This is a genomic window from Kitasatospora sp. NPDC058218 (assembly GCF_042882445.1).
Lineage (GTDB): Bacteria > Actinomycetota > Actinomycetes > Streptomycetales > Streptomycetaceae > Kitasatospora.
On sequence record NZ_JBHVWC010000004.1, the window covers coordinates 195777 to 211216 of the forward strand.

The 15440-nt window shown below is 71.8% G+C and carries 13 protein-coding genes, 1 other RNA gene and 1 pseudogene; 2 read left to right on the plus strand and 13 right to left on the minus strand.

Annotation, left to right across the window (positions count from 1 at the left end; translation table 11 throughout):
- Positions 1–40: 40 nt before the first annotated feature.
- Together ACFVYI_RS04090 and ACFVYI_RS04095 are read right to left on the minus strand one after the other, a co-directional pair.
- On the minus strand, positions 41–322 hold the full coding sequence (locus ACFVYI_RS04090) for a DUF3039 domain-containing protein (RefSeq protein ID WP_329487875.1): 282 nt from the start codon (positions 320–322) through the stop codon (positions 41–43).
- A 109-nt stretch (positions 323–431) separates the two neighbouring features.
- The gene (locus ACFVYI_RS04095) at positions 432–1016 is read right to left on the minus strand and encodes a YqgE/AlgH family protein (RefSeq protein ID WP_387881355.1); all 585 of its coding nucleotides are present in this window, start codon (positions 1014–1016) and stop codon (positions 432–434) included.
- Positions 1017–1386: 370 nt separating this feature from the next.
- Between ACFVYI_RS04095 and murA the strand changes: the two genes are divergently transcribed.
- The gene (gene murA / locus ACFVYI_RS04100; protein ID WP_380575637.1) at positions 1387–2727 is read left to right on the plus strand and encodes a UDP-N-acetylglucosamine 1-carboxyvinyltransferase; all 1341 of its coding nucleotides are present in this window, start codon (positions 1387–1389) and stop codon (positions 2725–2727) included.
- 85 nt (positions 2728–2812) lie between these two features.
- Here murA and ACFVYI_RS04105 read toward each other — a convergent pair whose 3' ends face one another.
- From ACFVYI_RS04105 to ftsE, 8 genes are all read right to left on the minus strand, one after another.
- A complete protein-coding gene (locus tag ACFVYI_RS04105; protein WP_030059737.1) occupies positions 2813–3094 on the minus strand; it encodes an HU family DNA-binding protein in 282 nt (93 codons plus the stop codon).
- Positions 3095–3600: 506 nt separating this feature from the next.
- On the minus strand, positions 3601–5073 hold the full coding sequence (locus ACFVYI_RS04110; protein WP_387881357.1) for an NAD-dependent malic enzyme: 1473 nt from the start codon (positions 5071–5073) through the stop codon (positions 3601–3603).
- Positions 5074–5403: 330 nt separating this feature from the next.
- Positions 5404–7707 (minus strand): HelD family protein, encoded by a 2304-nt coding sequence (locus tag ACFVYI_RS04115; protein WP_387881391.1) that lies wholly within the window; start codon positions 7705–7707, stop codon positions 5404–5406.
- Between the two features lie 261 nt (positions 7708–7968).
- Positions 7969–8350: a transfer-messenger RNA gene (gene ssrA / locus ACFVYI_RS04120) on the minus strand.
- A 108-nt stretch (positions 8351–8458) separates the two neighbouring features.
- On the minus strand, positions 8459–8935 hold the full coding sequence (gene smpB, locus ACFVYI_RS04125) for an SsrA-binding protein SmpB (RefSeq protein ID WP_360627779.1): 477 nt from the start codon (positions 8933–8935) through the stop codon (positions 8459–8461).
- 58 nt (positions 8936–8993) lie between these two features.
- A complete protein-coding gene (locus tag ACFVYI_RS04130) occupies positions 8994–10136 on the minus strand; it encodes a S41 family peptidase (protein ID WP_387881360.1) in 1143 nt (380 codons plus the stop codon).
- A gap of 119 nt (positions 10137–10255) precedes the next feature.
- Positions 10256–11167 carry a permease-like cell division protein FtsX gene (gene ftsX / locus ACFVYI_RS04135; protein ID WP_387881362.1) on the minus strand — a complete coding sequence of 304 codons (912 nt, stop codon included), beginning with the start codon at positions 11165–11167 and terminating at the stop codon, positions 10256–10258.
- A 60-nt stretch (positions 11168–11227) separates the two neighbouring features.
- The gene (ftsE, locus tag ACFVYI_RS04140) at positions 11228–11917 is read right to left on the minus strand and encodes a cell division ATP-binding protein FtsE (protein ID WP_184919059.1); all 690 of its coding nucleotides are present in this window, start codon (positions 11915–11917) and stop codon (positions 11228–11230) included.
- A 349-nt stretch (positions 11918–12266) separates the two neighbouring features.
- Between ftsE and ACFVYI_RS04145 the strand changes: the two genes are divergently transcribed.
- Positions 12267–12461, plus strand: coding sequence for a hypothetical protein (locus ACFVYI_RS04145; RefSeq protein WP_387881364.1), 195 nt, complete (start codon positions 12267–12269; stop codon positions 12459–12461).
- A 68-nt stretch (positions 12462–12529) separates the two neighbouring features.
- Here the strand turns inward: ACFVYI_RS04145 and prfB are convergent, their stop codons facing one another.
- The 3 genes and pseudogenes from prfB to ACFVYI_RS04160 all read right to left on the minus strand — a co-directional run.
- The gene (gene prfB / locus ACFVYI_RS04150; RefSeq protein WP_387881366.1) at positions 12530–13642 is read right to left on the minus strand and encodes a peptide chain release factor 2; all 1113 of its coding nucleotides are present in this window, start codon (positions 13640–13642) and stop codon (positions 12530–12532) included.
- Between the two features lie 57 nt (positions 13643–13699).
- Positions 13700–14959, minus strand: a complete 1260-nt coding sequence (locus tag ACFVYI_RS04155; protein WP_387881368.1) for a serine/threonine-protein kinase — start codon at positions 14957–14959, stop codon at positions 13700–13702.
- A 212-nt stretch (positions 14960–15171) separates the two neighbouring features.
- Positions 15172–15440 (minus strand): annotated as a pseudogene (locus ACFVYI_RS04160) (serine/threonine protein kinase); the annotation flags it as partial.

Consider the following 15440-nt stretch of genomic DNA (forward strand, 5'->3'; position numbering starts at 1 on the left):
GCACGACCGCGCCCGGCGGAGCCGCCCGGCCCGGACCGGGCTACTTGTCGTCGCCGCCCTTGCCGTCCTGCGGCTTGCCGATGCCGTCGTAGATCTCCTTGCACATCGGGCAGACCGGGTACTTCTTCGGGTCGCGTCCGGGTACCCAGACCTTGCCGCAGAGCGCCACCACGGGGGACCCGGAGAGCGCGCTCTCCATGATCTTGTCCTTCTGGACATAGTGCGCGAAGCGCTCGTGGTCGCCGTCCCCGTGGGACACCTGCGGGACGGGCTCGACCAGGGTGCCGGTGCCGAGGCCGCGCTCGGGCTCAAGAGTGCTCATGGGTGCCAAGTCTATGGGCGCCCCGGGAAACCGGGCCAGTGTCCGGGCGCCGGCGCCGCCCACCGGGCCGGCGGGGTGCTCGCGGGCGGGCCCCCGCCCGGCCCGCCGGTCAGTTCAGCGTGGGGTCGTCCGGGTACGTCGCCAAAAGCGCCAACGGGCCGCGCTGGCGGCGCAGCACGGCGCGCCAGAGCCGCTCCGGCTCGGGGCTGGAGATGTCCCCCGGCTCGCAGTCGACCAGGTACCAGGCGCCGCTGCCGAGTTCCGACTCCAGCTGCCCCGGCGACCAGCCCGCGTACCCGGCGAAGATCCGCAGGCCCCCGAGCTCGCCGGCCAGCACCTCGGGCGGCGCCTCCAGGTCCACCAGGCCGATCGCCCCGTGCACCCGTCGCCAGCCGAGCGGCTCGACGGTCTCCGGCTCCCCCGGCGCCACCGCCAGGCCGAGCGCCGAGTCCAGCGCCACCGGCCCGCCCTGGAACACCACGGCCGGGTGCCCGACCAGGCCGCCCCAGCCGTCCAGCACGCTGCCCACCTCCACCGGCGTCGGCCGGTTGAGGACGACACCGAGCGCCCCCTCGGCGTCGTGGTCGAGGAGGAGCACCACCGCCCGGGCGAAGTTCGGGTCGGTGAGCACGGGAGTCGCGACGAGCAGTCGGCCGGTGTGCGACCGGCCTCCGCGCGTATGGGCCGCCGTCATGTCTCACATGATCCCGCAGAACCACCGGGGCCGGACACCTCAACGCGAAGCCCGCCGAGGAAGCTTCACCACGCGGCGCGAACACCTCCACCGACACCCCGCCGACACCCGCCGACACCGCCGCCGACCCCCGCACGAACACCCGTACGGACGCACCGGCGGGCGGAACACCACCCCGAGAGAGCACCATCACGGGAGAGGCAAACGGGAACCACCGATACGCCTACTACCATCTACTGATGGTGGACGCCCTTATACGGTGCCGACTCGGTCACGCCGGGGGCCCGAGCGCGCCCGTACGACCGGTCCACCGCTCGGCTCCCTCCCCGGAGCCGCACCCACTCCTCTGGCACCCCGGATTGCGAGAACGATGACCGACGACGTCCTGCTGGTCCACGGCGGAAACCCGCTCGAAGGCGAGATCCGCGTCCGCGGTGCGAAGAACCTGGTCCCCAAGGCCATGGTCGCCGCCCTCCTCGGGCAGGGCCCCAGCAGACTGCGCAACGTCCCGGACATCCGCGACGTCAAGGTGGTCCGCGGTCTGCTCCAGCTGCACGGGGTGACCGTGCGCACCGGCGACGAGGACGGCGAGCTGATCCTCGACCCCTCCCACGTGGAGAGCGCCAACGTCGCCGACATCGACGCGCACGCCGGCTCCTCGCGCATCCCGATCCTCTTCTGCGGCCCGCTGCTGCACCGCCTCGGCCACGCCTTCATCCCCGGCCTCGGCGGCTGCGACATCGGCGGCCGCCCGGTCGACTTCCACTTCGAGGTGCTGCGCCAGTTCGGCGCCAGCATCGAGAAGCACCCGCAGGGCACCTACCTGGTGGCCCCGCAGCGCCTGCGCGGCACCCGGATCGAGCTGCCCTACCCCTCGGTCGGCGCGACCGAGCAGGTGCTGCTCACCGCCGTCCTCTGCGAGGGCGTCACCGAGCTGCGCAACGCGGCCGTCGAGCCGGAGATCGTCGACCTCATCTGCGTGCTGCAGAAGATGGGCGCGATCATCACCATGGGCACCGACCGGACCATCCTGATCACCGGCGTGGACGAGCTCTCCGGCTACAACCACCGCGCCCTGCCGGACCGTCTGGAGTCCGCCTCCTGGGCCTGCGCGGCGCTGGCCACCAAGGGCGACATCTACGTCCGCGGCGCCCGCCAGCTGGAGATGATGACCTTCCTCAACACCTTCCGGAAGGTCGGTGGCGCCTTCGAGGTGGACGACGAGGGCATCCGGTTCTGGCACCCGGGCGGCGAGCTCAAGGCGATCGCCCTGGAGACCGACGTGCACCCCGGCTTCCAGACCGACTGGCAGCAGCCGCTGGTCGTCGCGCTGACCCAGGCGACCGGCCTGTCCATCGTGCACGAGACGGTGTACGAGTCGCGGCTGGGCTTCACCGGGGCGCTGAACCAGATGGGTGCCCACATCCAGCTCTACCGCGAGTGCCTGGGCGCCACCCCGTGCCGCTTCGGCGCCCGCAACTTCCAGCACTCCGCGGTCGTCTCCGGCCCGTCCAAGCTGATCGGCTCCGAGCTGGTCATCCCGGACCTGCGCGGCGGCTTCTCGTACCTGATCGCGGCGCTGGCGGCCGAGGGCACCTCGACCGTGCACGGCATCGACCTGATCAACCGCGGCTACGAGAACTTCATGGAGAAGCTGCGCGACCTCGGCGCCCACGTCGAGCTGCCCAGCGAGCGGCTGGTCACCGCCTGACCGTGCGGCCGCCGGCGAGGCGGCCGCACGGCGAGAGGCCGGGCTCCCCGAAGGGAACCCGGCCTCTCGGCGTTCAAGGGGTTGCTCAGGCGCCCTTGGCGGCTTCCTTGAGCTTGGAGCCCGCGCTCACCTTGGCGCTGTAGCCGGCCGCGATCTGGATCGGCTCACCGGTCTGCGGGTTGCGGGCGGTGCGGGCAGCGCGGTGGGTGCGCTCGAAGGTCAGGAAACCGGGGATGGTGACCTTCTCGTCGCCCTTGGCGACGACCTCGCCGACGATCTCGGCGAAGGCGGCCAGAACGGCGTCGGCGTCCTTGCGGGTCACCTCGGCGCGCTCGGACAGCGCGGCCACCAGCTCACTGCGGTTCATGTGTACTCCTGTGGTCTGTTCGCTTGCGGTGTACGGGGGCCCATCGGTGCTCCCTCCGGGGGCACCCGGATAGGCCGCAGGTCCGCACACTGTGCTCATTCAGGCAATGCGTGGTCGCGGGCCGGGTTCGCACCCTGTGCCGCGGTCGGTGCCCTCGAAGGCCCGTCTGCCTGCCTGGATACGAATCCTGCCCCGACCGGCCCCGAGAAAGCCAATCGGGCCCCGGCCGTGCCACCCGAACAACGCCCGCCCGCCGGAGGTGTGACGCTCCGTCGGCTCCGGCGGACCGGGCGCGGGCGGCGGTCGGGACGACGCGCCGGAAGACCAGGGGGACGTTCCGTACTTGTCGGACACGCCTGCCCCGTGCAGGGCTACCGTACGCCCTAGGCACGACAAGCCCAAACACGCCCCTCGCCCTTGTGTCGCAAGGGTTCGGGGCGGACTTGGGTGGGTAGGGACGCTAATCGGTCATTTGACCGATCCGCGACACCTGTCGCAGACCTCCGTCAGAGCTTGACGACGGGGAAGGACGAGGTGTCGAGCGTGCCCACGATGCCCGGGGTCGGCCGGGACGGCACCGGGTCCTCCTGGGCGCCGGCCAGTGCGGCGTCCCGGACGGCGGCGGCCACCGTCTTGGCGACGTCCTTGTGGAAGACGCTCGGGATGATGTAGTTCGCGTTCAGCTCGTCGTCCGCGACGGTGGTGGCCAGCGCGCGGGCGGCGGCGATCATCATCTCGGTGTTGACCGTCCGGCTCTGGGCGTCCAGCAGGCCGCGGAAGACACCCGGGAAGACCAGGACGTTGTTGATCTGGTTCGGGAAGTCGCTGCGGCCGGTGGCGACCACCGCGGCGGTCTGGCGGGCGATCGCCGGGTCGACCTCCGGGTCCGGGTTGGCCAGCGCGAAGACGATCGCGTCCTCGGCCATGGTGGCCAGGTCGTCGCCGTCCAGCACGTTCGGGGCCGAGACGCCGATGAAGACGTCGGCGCCCGCCACGGCCTCCTTGAGGCTGCCGGTGCGGCCCGAGCGGTTGGTGTGCTCGGCGATCCAGCGCAGCGAGTCGTTGAGGTCCTCACGGCCCTGGTGGACCACGCCCCGGACGTCCGCGACGGTGGCGTGCTCGACACCGGCCGCCAGCAGCAGCTTGAGGATCGCGGTACCGGCGGCGCCGGCGCCCGACATCACCACCCGGATGTCGCTGATCTCCTTGCCGACCACCTTGAGCGCGTTGGTGAGCGCCGCCAGCACCACGATCGCGGTGCCGTGCTGGTCGTCGTGGAAGACCGGGATGTCCAGGGCCTCGCGCAACCGGGCCTCGATCTCGAAGCAGCGCGGCGCGGAGATGTCCTCCAGGTTGATGCCGGCGAAGCCGGGCGCGATCGCCTTGACGATGGCCACGATCTCGTCGGTGTCCTGGGTGTCCAGGCAGATCGGCCAGGCGTCGATGCCGGCGAAGCGCTTGAACAGGGCCGCCTTGCCCTCCATCACGGGCAGCGCGGCCGCCGGGCCGATGTTGCCCAGGCCCAGCACCGCCGAGCCGTCGGTGACCACGGCGACGCTGTTGCGCTTGATGGTGAGGCGGCGGGCGTCCTCGGGGTTCTCGGCGATCGCCAGGCAGACCCGGGCGACACCGGGGGTGTAGATCATGCTCAGGTCGTCACGGTTGCGGATGGGGAGCTTCGAGGACATCTCGATCTTGCCGCCGAGGTGCATCAGGAAGGTTCGGTCCGAGACCTTGCCGATCGACACTCCGTCGATCGCGCGGAGCTTCTCGACGATCTCCTCGCCGTGCGCGACCGAGGACGCGGCCACCGTCACGTCGATCCGCAGGGCCTCCAGGCCGGAGGCGGTGACGTCGAGGCCGGTCACCGAGCCGCCGGAGGACTCGACCGCCGTGGTGATCGCACTGACGGCGTTGCCCCTGGCCGGGACCTCCAGCCGCACCGTGATCGAGTTGGAGACACTGGGCACCGTCGCCATCGACGCTTCCTTCTTCCGTCCGGTCAGCTGCTTCAACAGAATGTTGAAGCCCTTCGCCTGCGCATGCTAGACCTCGATCGTCGCACCTACCAGGGTGAAGCCAGAAATAACGTTCATTGAGTGTGTGGACTCGACAACTTCTTGCCTCACCGGGCAGATGCGTTACATTGGACGGGACACCGGCTCGATCCAAGCCCCCGGGCCCAACCTTCGTCCCTTCGAGGGACCACTTGCCGCGAGGCGAGCATGGCGGGTCGGTGTCATCAACGTCTGAAGGCCCCTCACCGGTGGTGAGGGGCCTTCTTCGTGCTCCGGCACGGTGACGGTCGGTCAGCCGTGCAGCAGCGCGGGCACGCCGGCCGCGTCCGGCAGGTCGTCCGGACCGGAGAGCACCGTCAGCCGCTGGGTCGCCCGGGTGAGCGCCACGTAGAGCACCCGCAGCCCGGCCTCCGACTCGCCGGCGATCCCGGTCGGGTCGGCCACCACGGTCGCGTCGTACTCCAGGCCCTTGGCCTCCAGGCTGCCCAGCGCCACGGCGCGGGCGCCCAGACCCTCGATCCACCCGGCCGCCTCGGCCCGGCGGTCCATCGGCACGACGACCGCCACGGTGCCGTCCACCTCCGCCAGCAGCCGCTCCAGCTCGGCCCGGGCCGCCGCGCCGAACGCCCGGGGCGACGGGTCGGTGACGGCCGCGAAGCGCGGCTCCACGCCGACGTGGCGCACCGCGCTCGGCGAGGGCGTGCCCGGGGCGGCCAGCGCCAGCACCTTGGCCGCCACCTCGGCGATCTCGGCCGGGTTCCGGTAGTTCACGGTCAGCGTGTAACGGCGGCGCGGCTTGCCGGCCAGCACCTCGTCCAACGCGGCCTGCGCCTCCTGCGGGAACGGCCAGGAGGACTGCGCCGGGTCACCGACGATCGTCCAGGTGGCCATCCGGGCGCGGCGGCCGATCAGCCGCCACTGCATCGGGGTGAGGTCCTGCGCCTCGTCCACGATGATGTGCGCGTACTCGGTGCGCTCCACCGGCACCCGCTCCCGCTGTCTGGAGTTGCGGTCGGCGAAGGTGGTGACCTCGTCCAGCCCGCTCAGCAGGTCCACCGCGTCGACCTCACGCACCCTCGTCCGGGCCGGCTCGCCGAGCAGCACCTGGAGCTCGTCCACCAGCGCCACGTCGTGCGCCGACAGCTCACCCTCGCCGCGCTCGGACAGGTGCCGCCAGGAGCCGGCCAGCACCCTGGCCTCCTCCGGGGTGACGGCACGGCGGGCGATCCGGTTGGTGTGCCGGCTCTGCTTCAGCGTGCCGAGCACCCGGCGCGGGCTCAGCGCGGGCCACCAGGCGTCCAGGAACTCCAGGAACGGCGCCTCGTCCGAGACGTAGTCGTCGAACGACTCCTTCTCCTCCTGGCGCTGCTCCCGGGCGTAGTGGTCGGCCGGCCTGGGCAGGTGCCGGGTGGCCTCCTGCCAGAGCGCGTCCAGCAGCAGCCTGCGGGCGCGCGGGCGCAGCAGGTTCAGCGGAGTGCCGCCCGAGCCGATCACGTTGCCGCGGACGGCCTTCAGCCGGCCGGCGTCCAGCCGCAGCACCTCGCCGCGGGCGACCACCTTGAGCTCCTGCGGCGCGCCCAGCTCCAGCGCGGCGCGGGCGGCCCGGCGCAGCAGCTGGGTCATCCGGGCCGAGCCCTTGATCCGGGCCGCCTCCGGGGTGTCGTAGGTGCCCGCCTCGATGCCGTCCACCAGCGAGCCGACCGCGCGGATCGCGACCTGCCCCTCCTCGCCGAGCGAGGGCAGCACGCCCTCGGTGTACGAGACCAGCAGCGGGGTCGGGGAGACCACCAGGATGCCCCCGGCGTAGCGGCGGCGGTCCTGGTAGAGCAGGAAGGCGGCGCGGTGCAGGGCGACGGCGGTCTTGCCGGTGCCGGGGCCGCCGGTGACCAGGGTGGCCCCGGCCGCGGCGGCGCGGATCACCTCGTCCTGCTCCTTCTGGATGGACGAGACGATGTCGCGCATCGAGTGGCTGCGGGCCCGGCCGAGCGAGGCCATCAGCGCGCCGTCGCCGACCACCGCCAGCTCGCGGCCGTCCAGGGTGGGGGTGAGGTCGGGGCGGAGCAGGTCGTCCTCGACCCCGATCACCCGGCGGCCCTTGGAGCGGATCACCCGGCGGCGGACGACCCGGCCGGGCTCCAGCGGGGTGGAGCGGTAGAACGGCGCCGCGGCCGGCGCCCGCCAGTCGATCACGAGCGGGCCGTACTCGGCGTCCAGCACCCCGAGCCGGCCGATGTGCAGGGTCTCGGCGACGGCCGGGTCGGCCGGGTCGAGCGGGGTGTTGGAGGGAATGCCGTGCTCCTCCGGCGCGTCGGCCCGCTGGAGGTCGATCCGGCCGAAGAGGAAGTCCTCGAACTCGTTGTTGAGTCGCTGCAGGTGCGCGCCGGCCCGGTACACCTGGGCGTCGCGCTCGGCGAGCGCGCCCGGGGTGCCGACCTGCACGCGCTTGGCGGCGTCCTCCAGGATGTACTCGGCCTCGGCGAGCTTCTCCTCCAGACGGTGGTAGACGGTGTCGAGGTGCCGCTGCTCCCCGGCGATCTCGCGCTCGCGGAGGGTCTCGGAATCGGTGACGGCGGTGGTGTCCGTGTTGCTCTGCATGGCCTCGGTGGTTGCGGCGGAGTACTGGGTGGAGCCGTGCTCGCCCAAGAAGCCCCCTGACGTACGTCCTGCGATGGATGGGGTCCGGCTCGGCGAAACGAGCGGACGGAAAATCCTACGCCCCCGCCTGTCCCCCGCGCCGCACCAGGGCCGGGCTGCGGCGCGGGGGGAGGGTTCGGGACGCGACCGGCGGAGGGGCCCGGACGCACGAAGGCCGCCCTCCGCTGAGCGGTGGGCGGCCTTCGATCGTCAAACATGGGGTGGTGGAGATGCCGGGAATCGAACCCGGGTCCAGTGGAGTGGATTCAGGACTTCTCCGAGCGCAGTCCGCTGTGAGTTTCTCGGCCCTGGCAGTCACGCGGACAAGCCGCCAACAGGCCCAGCTGCTGTTTGATTTCCCCTCCACCCCCGCAGCCCGGGTGGACGGTTGAGTTCCCTAGATTATGCCAGGGTCCGGGTCGGGAACTCCCCGGTCTGACACCCAAGCACTCTTAGCTGTTATTAGGCAGCGAGAGCGAACTGCTGGGAATCGCGCTTAGAGTTGGCGATTATTTGTTTGCGACAGATGGTTAACGAGATCATTGCCGCGTTCCTCGGCTCGCTTCTCCTGTTTCGACTTCCCCTGTCGAAACCGATCATCCCCATGTTTTGTTGAGAAACAACTCGGACGGTGGCCGTCCGTGGTGCTGGCGCCATAGTACGCGAGGCGGCCTGCGAGGGTCCAGCGGATTAACCCCGGCGTGGCCGGGGGTCAGCTCTGACGCCGCCGCGCGGCCGCCACGGCGCGGGCCGTCTCGCGGGTGTCCTGCTTCTCGCGCAGCGTCTGGCGCTTGTCGTACAGCTTCTTGCCGACGGCGAGCGCCAGTTCGAGCTTCACCCGGCCGTCCTTGAAGTACAGCGAGAGCGGGATCAGGGTGTGGCCCGCGTCCCGGACCTTGGCCTCGATCTTGTGGATCTCCAGCCGGTGCAGCAGCAGCTTGCGCTTGCGCCGCGCGGCGTGGTTGGTCCACGTCCCCTGCGTGTACTCGGGGATGAAGACGTTGTCGATCCACGCCTCGTGGTTCTGGATGTAGGCATAGCCGTCGACCAGGTTGGCCCGCCCCTCGCGCAGTGACTTGACCTCGGTGCCGGTGAGCACGAGACCGCACTCGTAGGTGTCGAGGATGGTGTACTCGTGTCGCGCCTTCTTGTTCTGCGCGATCAGCTTGTGTCCGGTTTCCTTTGCCATAGCGTCGCCATTCTCGCACCTCGACGCGGTGGCGAGCAGCCCCTTTACCCGCCGCGCCTCAGGTCCGGGTGCCGAGGCCCGCGAGCACCCGCAGGGCCAGCGCGCCGGCGTCCTCGGTGCCGGACGCCGGCACGTCGGGCACCAGGCCGACGCCCTCCGGGGAGCGGCCGGCGGGGGTGTAGTAGCGCCCGACGGTCAGCTCCAGCACCGCGCCGTCGGCCAGCCGGCTGGGCTGCTGGACGGTGCCCTTGCCGAAGGTCCGGCCGCCCACCACGACACCGCGGCTGCGGTCCTGCAGGGCGCCGGTGAGCAGTTCGGCGGCGCTCATGGTGCCGCCGTCCACCAGCACCACCAGCGGGGTGCGCTGGTCGCCGCCGGACGGGGCGGTCAGCTCGCGGGTCCCGCCGCGCTCCCGGTAGGAGCCGACCGGGCCGCCGTCCAGGAACACCGCGGCCGTCCCGGCGGCCTCCTCGACCAGTCCGCCGGAGTTCCCCCGCAGGTCGAGCACCACCCCGTGGGCGCCGTGCACGGCGGCCCGCACCTGCTCGGCGACGCCGCTGGTGAAGGCCCGCACGGTGATCCGCACGACCCCCTTGTCCAGGCGCTCGACCGCGACCTGCTGGCTGTCCAGCAGGGCCCGCCGCAGCCGGACCTCGCGGACCTCGCCGTCGCCGCGCCGGACGGCCAGGGTGACCTCGGAGCCGACCTGGCGCTCGCCCTCGCGCCCGCGCAGCCGGGCCACCACCTCGGTGACCGGCAGGTGGTCGGCCCGGTCCGGCCCGATCAGCAGCAACCGGTCGCCGACGGCGATCCCGGCGGCGGCGGCCGGACCGGCCGGCTGCACCTGGGAGACGGTGGTGACGCCGTCCTGGCCGCGGCCGACCGACAGGCCCACCCCGAGGTAGCGGCCGTCCAGGCCCTGGCTGAACTCGGCGTACTCCTGCGCGCTGTAGTAGGCGCCCCAGCGGTCGCCGTTGGCGCCGATCAGGTGCTCGGCCTGCTGCTCGGAGAGGGCGGCGCCGGCCGGGTCCTGGCCGGCCGACAGCGTGGCGACGGCGGCCGGGGCCGCGTCGGCGGAGGCGTGGCGGCGCGGTCCGGCCGGGTCGCCCCAGGCGCCGGTCGCGGCCCCGGCCAGCAGCACGGCGCCGAACACCAGGCTGAGGGTGGCCGCCTGACGTGCTCTGCGCGGAGTTTCGGGCATGGCATCGGAGTGTAGGCGCAGTGCGGAGCACGGCGGGCCGGATCGGCCGACGGCGAAACGCCGACAGCCCCGGACGGCGCAGTGCCGTCCGGGGCCGTCGGGGCCGTGCGGGGTCGGGGTCAGACCTTGAGGTACTTGCGCAGGGTGAAGAACGCCGCGATGCCGGCCATGCCCATGCCGACCACCACCAGCAGCGGTATCACCGCCAGCACCGAGCCGAGCCCGATGAAGTGGATGAACTGCACCCGGTCGGCCAGCCAGCTGTGGACGAAGAAGTGGCCGCCGAGCAGCAGGCCGGAGGCCATCACCGCGCCGAGCAGCGCGGCGAACGCGGCCTCGGCGATGAACGGCATCTGGACGTAGAAGTTCGAGGCACCGACCAGGCGCATGATGCCGGTTTCGCGCCGCCTGCTGAACGCGGACACCCGGACGGTGTTGACGATCAGCAGCAACGCCACGAAGAGCATCAGCACCATGATCACGAAGGCCGCCGTCTGGAGGCCGTTCAGCAGGCCGAAGAGGTTCTCCAGGATCTTGCGCTGGTCCTCGACCGACTTCACGCCGGGCTTGCCCGCGAAGGCGCTCTGGATGACGTCGTACTTGGTCGGGTCCTTCAGCTTCACCCGCCAGGACTGCGGGATGGCCTCCGGGCCGAGGACGGAGATGAGCGGGTTGTCCGGGTTCATCTCCTTCCAGTGCTTGTACGCCTCGGCGGAGTCCTCGAAGGTGGAGGACTGGACGACCGAGTCCATCTTGTCCAGCTGGGTCTTGATCTCGGCGATCTGCTGGTCGGTGGCCGCGCCGTTCTGGCACTGCGGCGAGTTGCGGGCATCCGACTTGGTGCAGAAGTAGATGCTCACCTCGACCTTGTCGTACCAGTACCCCTTCATGGAGTTGACCTGGTCACGAACCAGCAGGGAGGCACCGGCGAGGGCGAGGGAGAGCGCGACGCTGACGACGACCGCGATGGTCATCGTCAGGTTGCGGCGGAGACCCACACCGATCTCCGACAGGACGAACTGGGCGCGCATGCGTGTAACAACTCCAGGGTCGGTTGCTGGTCGGGCGAGACGGGCCGGCGGCCTACGGGATCAGTGCTGGTACCCGTAGACGCCGCGGGCCTGGTCGCGGACCAGCAGCCCCTTGTCGAGCTCGATGACGCGCTTGCGCATCTGGTCGACGATGGCCTGGTCGTGCGTGGCCATCAGGACCGTGGTGCCGGTGCGGTTGATCCGGTCCAGCAGCTTCATGATGCCGACCGAGTTCTGCGGGTCGAGGTTGCCGGTGGGCTCGTCCGCGATCAGCAGCATCGGGCGGTTCACGAACGCGCGCGCGATCGCGACGCGCTGCTGCTCACCACCAGAGAGCTCGCCCGGCATGCGGTCCTCCTTGCCGCCGAGGCCGACCAGGTCCAGCACCTCGGGCACCACCTTGTTGATGGCGCTCTTGGGCTTGCCGATCACCTCGAGGGCGAAGGCCACGTTCTGCGCGACCGTCTTGTTCGGCAGCAGTCGGAAGTCCTGGAAGACCGTGCCCAGCTGGCGCCGCATGTGCGGCACCTTCCAGTTGGACAGCTTGCCGAGGTCCTTGCCCAGCACGTGCACCTCGCCGACGCTGGGGCGCTCCTCGCGCAGGCACAGGCGCAGGAAGGTGGACTTGCCCGAGCCGGACGAACCGACCAGGAAGACGAACTCACCCTTCTCGATCTCCAGCGAGACGTTGTCCAGGGCGGGACGGTTCTGCTTGGGATAGGTCTTGGAGACGTTGTCGAATCTGATCACGGCTGCATCACGGAGGCCATCCTAGGCGGCGCCAGTCCTCGGTCGATCCACCCCGGGCGCCCGGCCCGGGGGCGGGCGGAGGGAGCGGAAAGGGCTGCTCCCGGCTTGGGACCATACGCGAACCGGCGACCGGCTCGCAGGGTCGGTCCGGGACGGAAGTCGAACCCTGGGAGACAATGTCCGGTTATGCCCCGAAAATTGGGAGGCATCTCACAGCCCGGGGGCCGGAACGGCCGGAACCTGGCAGAGTGGAGGTGGTGGCCGGGGTCGGCCGCTCCCCCGCACAGGGCAAGAACAGGAACCAAAGCCCCGTCCGGTGCGTTGGCAGTAGCAGCGAGGAGGAGATCGCATGACCTGCGACCATCTGGTGTGCGCCAACTGCAACGGCCGCGTGAGCGATGGCCGCTGCCCCGTGTGCCGCGCCAACCGTGCCCGGCTGCAGGAGCAGCAGGGTCCGTTCGCCGCGCTCTCCCCCGCCCTGCTGCTTGCCCTGCTGGCCGGGCTGATCGCGGTGGCGCTGATCGCCCGGCAGGCGCTGGCCTGAGCCACCACCGACAGCGAGAAGGCCCCCGACGGAGTTCCGTCGGGGGCCTTTCGCACTGCTGTCGGTGGTTACTGCGCGGCGGTCTCGCGCTGCTTGCGCCACCGGATGCCGGCCTCGATGAAGCCGTCGATGTCGCCGTCCAGCACGCCCTGCGGGTTGCCGACCTCGTACTCGGTGCGGACGTCCTTCACCATCTGGTACGGGTGCAGCACGTAGGAGCGCATCTGGTTGCCCCAGGAGCTGCCGCTGTCCTTGAGCGCGTCCATGGCCGCCCGCTCCTCCTGGCGGCGCCGCTCCAGCAGCTTGGCCTGGAGGACGTTCATCGCGGACGCCTTGTTCTGGATCTGCGAGCGCTCGTTCTGGCAGGAGACCACGACACCGGTCGGGAGGTGCGTGATGCGCACCGCCGAGTCGGTGGTGTTGACGCCCTGGCCACCGGGGCCGGAGGCGCGGTAGACGTCGATCCGCAGCTCGGACTCGTCGATGTCGACGTGGTCGGACTGCTCGACGACCGGGAGCACCTCGACACCGGCGAACGAGGTCTGCCGACGGCCCTGGTTGTCGAAGGGCGAGATGCGGACCAGGCGGTGGGTGCCCTGCTCGACCGAGAGGGTGCCGTAGGCGTAGGGCGCCTTCACGGTGAAGGTCGCGGACTTGATGCCGGCCTCCTCCGCGTACGAGGTGTCGTACACCTCGGTGGGGTACCCGTGCCGCTCAGCCCAGCGCAGGTACATGCGCATCAGCTGCTCGGCGAAGTCGGCGGCGTCCACGCCACCGGCCTCGGCGCGGATGTTGATCAGTGCCTCGCGGGCGTCGTACTCGCCGGACAGGAGGGTGCGGACCTCCAGCTCCTCGACCGCCTTCTTGAGGGACCCGAGCTCCTGCTCGGCCTCGACGCGGGTGTCCGCGTCGTCCTCGGCCTCGGCGAGCTCGAACAGGACGCCCAGGTCGTCGATGCGGCCGCGCAGGCCCTCGACGCGGCGCAGCTCGCCCTGGAGGAAGGAGAGCCGGCTGGTCACCTTCTGCGCGTTCGCGAGGTCGTCCCACAGGTCGGGGGCGGCTGCCTCCTCCTCCAGACGCGCGATGTCGGCCCGGATCTTGTCCAGGTCGAGGACTGCCTCGATCGACCCCATGGTCGTGTCGAGGTTCTTGAGCTCTTCGGAAGGATCGACGGCTGCCACGCACCCAGGGTAATGGTTCCGGGGGGGCACTGGACGACACCGGGGTAGTCCGCCCTCCTACGGAGCCCGCGGCGGCGCGGAGTGGACGACCGGGCGGGGGGCCTGGCCGCCCTCCGGGGCGGTGGCCGCGAAGGCGGTCCAGGCGGCGGCCGCACCGGCCAGCAGCAGGACGGTCGCCAGCAGGACGGCCAGCAGCCGGCGGCGGCGCAGCAGGGCCTGGCGGTCCCGGCGGTGGGCGGCGCCCGGCGCGGTGCGCTGGGCCCGGGACTCCGCCGCGTAGGAGGCCAGCTCCTGCGCGGAGGGGCGGCGCAGGCTGGTGTGGGTGTCCCGGGTGGAGTCGGGGGCGACGCCGGGCACCAGCGGGACGGCCGGGCCGCGGCGGCGCTTGTGCGTGCCGGGGCCGGCGTCCACCTCGGCGTACACCGCCTCGCCGGGGGTCAGCTGCTCCTCGGCCGGGGCCCTGCCCTGCTGCGGGACGGCCAGCACCGGCAGTCCGGCCAGCGCGGGGAGCTGCTCGCGCAGGCGCGCGGCCAGCTCGGCGGCGCGCAACCGGGAGGCCGGGGCCTTGGCCAGGCACTCGGCGATGATCCGCCAGAGGCCGTCGGGCAGGCCGGGGACGGGCGGCACCTGCTCGGTGACGTGGCGGCGCAGCACCGCGCCGGTGTGGCCGCCGCCGAACGGGGTGGAGCCGGCCAGCAGCTCGTAGAGCACGGTGGCGAGGGCGTAGATGTCGACGGCGGCGCGCGGCTCCAGGCCCTCGATGATCTCGGGGGCGAGGTAGTCGGGGGTGCCGATGATCCGGGTGGCGCGGGTCCGGCGCGGGGCGTCGACCAGGCGGGCCACGCCGAAGTCGGTCAGCTTGGCGCGCGGGGCGCCGCCCGGCCCGGGGGCGGCGGCGAGGTCGAGCAGGACGTTCTCCGGCTTGACGTCGCGGTGGACGATGCCGGCGGCGTGCGCGGCGGCCAGGCCGTCGGCGACGTCGGCGATGACCGAGACGGCGGTCTGCGGGGCGAGTGCGCCGTCGCGCTCCAGCCGGGAGCGCAGGTCGGTGCCCTGGACCAGCTCCATCACCAGGGCGAGGTCGCTGCCGTCGACCACCATGTCGCGCACGCCGACCACCCGGGGGTGGTCGAGGCTGGTCAGGGCGGCGCGCTCCTGGACGAAGCGGCCGACCAGGACCTGGTCGGCGGCGAGGTCCTCGCGCAGCAGCTTGACCGCGACCGGGCCGTCCGGGCCCTCACCGAGCCAGACCGTCCCGGCGGAACCCCGGCCGATCACCTGGTGGACGGTGTAGCGGCTGCCGATCTTGCGTGCCAATGCTGCTCCGTGGGCGGCGGGAGCGCACGGGCAGGGTCCGGTGCGCTCGGTGGGGCGGGACAACAGCGACCAACCTACGCGCCCCGACACCCTTCGCGGGCCGCCTGAGGGCGCTCGGCGGGCACTGGCGGGCGAGAAATCTCGCGGATTGTCGACAAAGCGTCAATGTTGCCGCCGGGCCCGGCCCCTGGCACGGCGCCGGGCCACCGCGGTCAGTTCTTGGAACTGCCGACGATATTGCCCACCCAGTCGCTCGCGCTGCTGAACCAGTCCTGCACGTCGGCCCAGTACTGCGGCAGCGGCGTGAAGTTCCACAGCGCCACCGCCGCCACGGCCAGCACCAGCAGCACCATCAGACAGCCCTTGAGACAGCCGAGGCCCGGGATGTACATCCGGTTGCGGCTGCGCCGGCGCGGCTCGCGGGCGGGCGCGGCCTCGCGCGGGGCGGGCTGCGGCGGCGCCTCGCGGCGCTGCGGGGGCT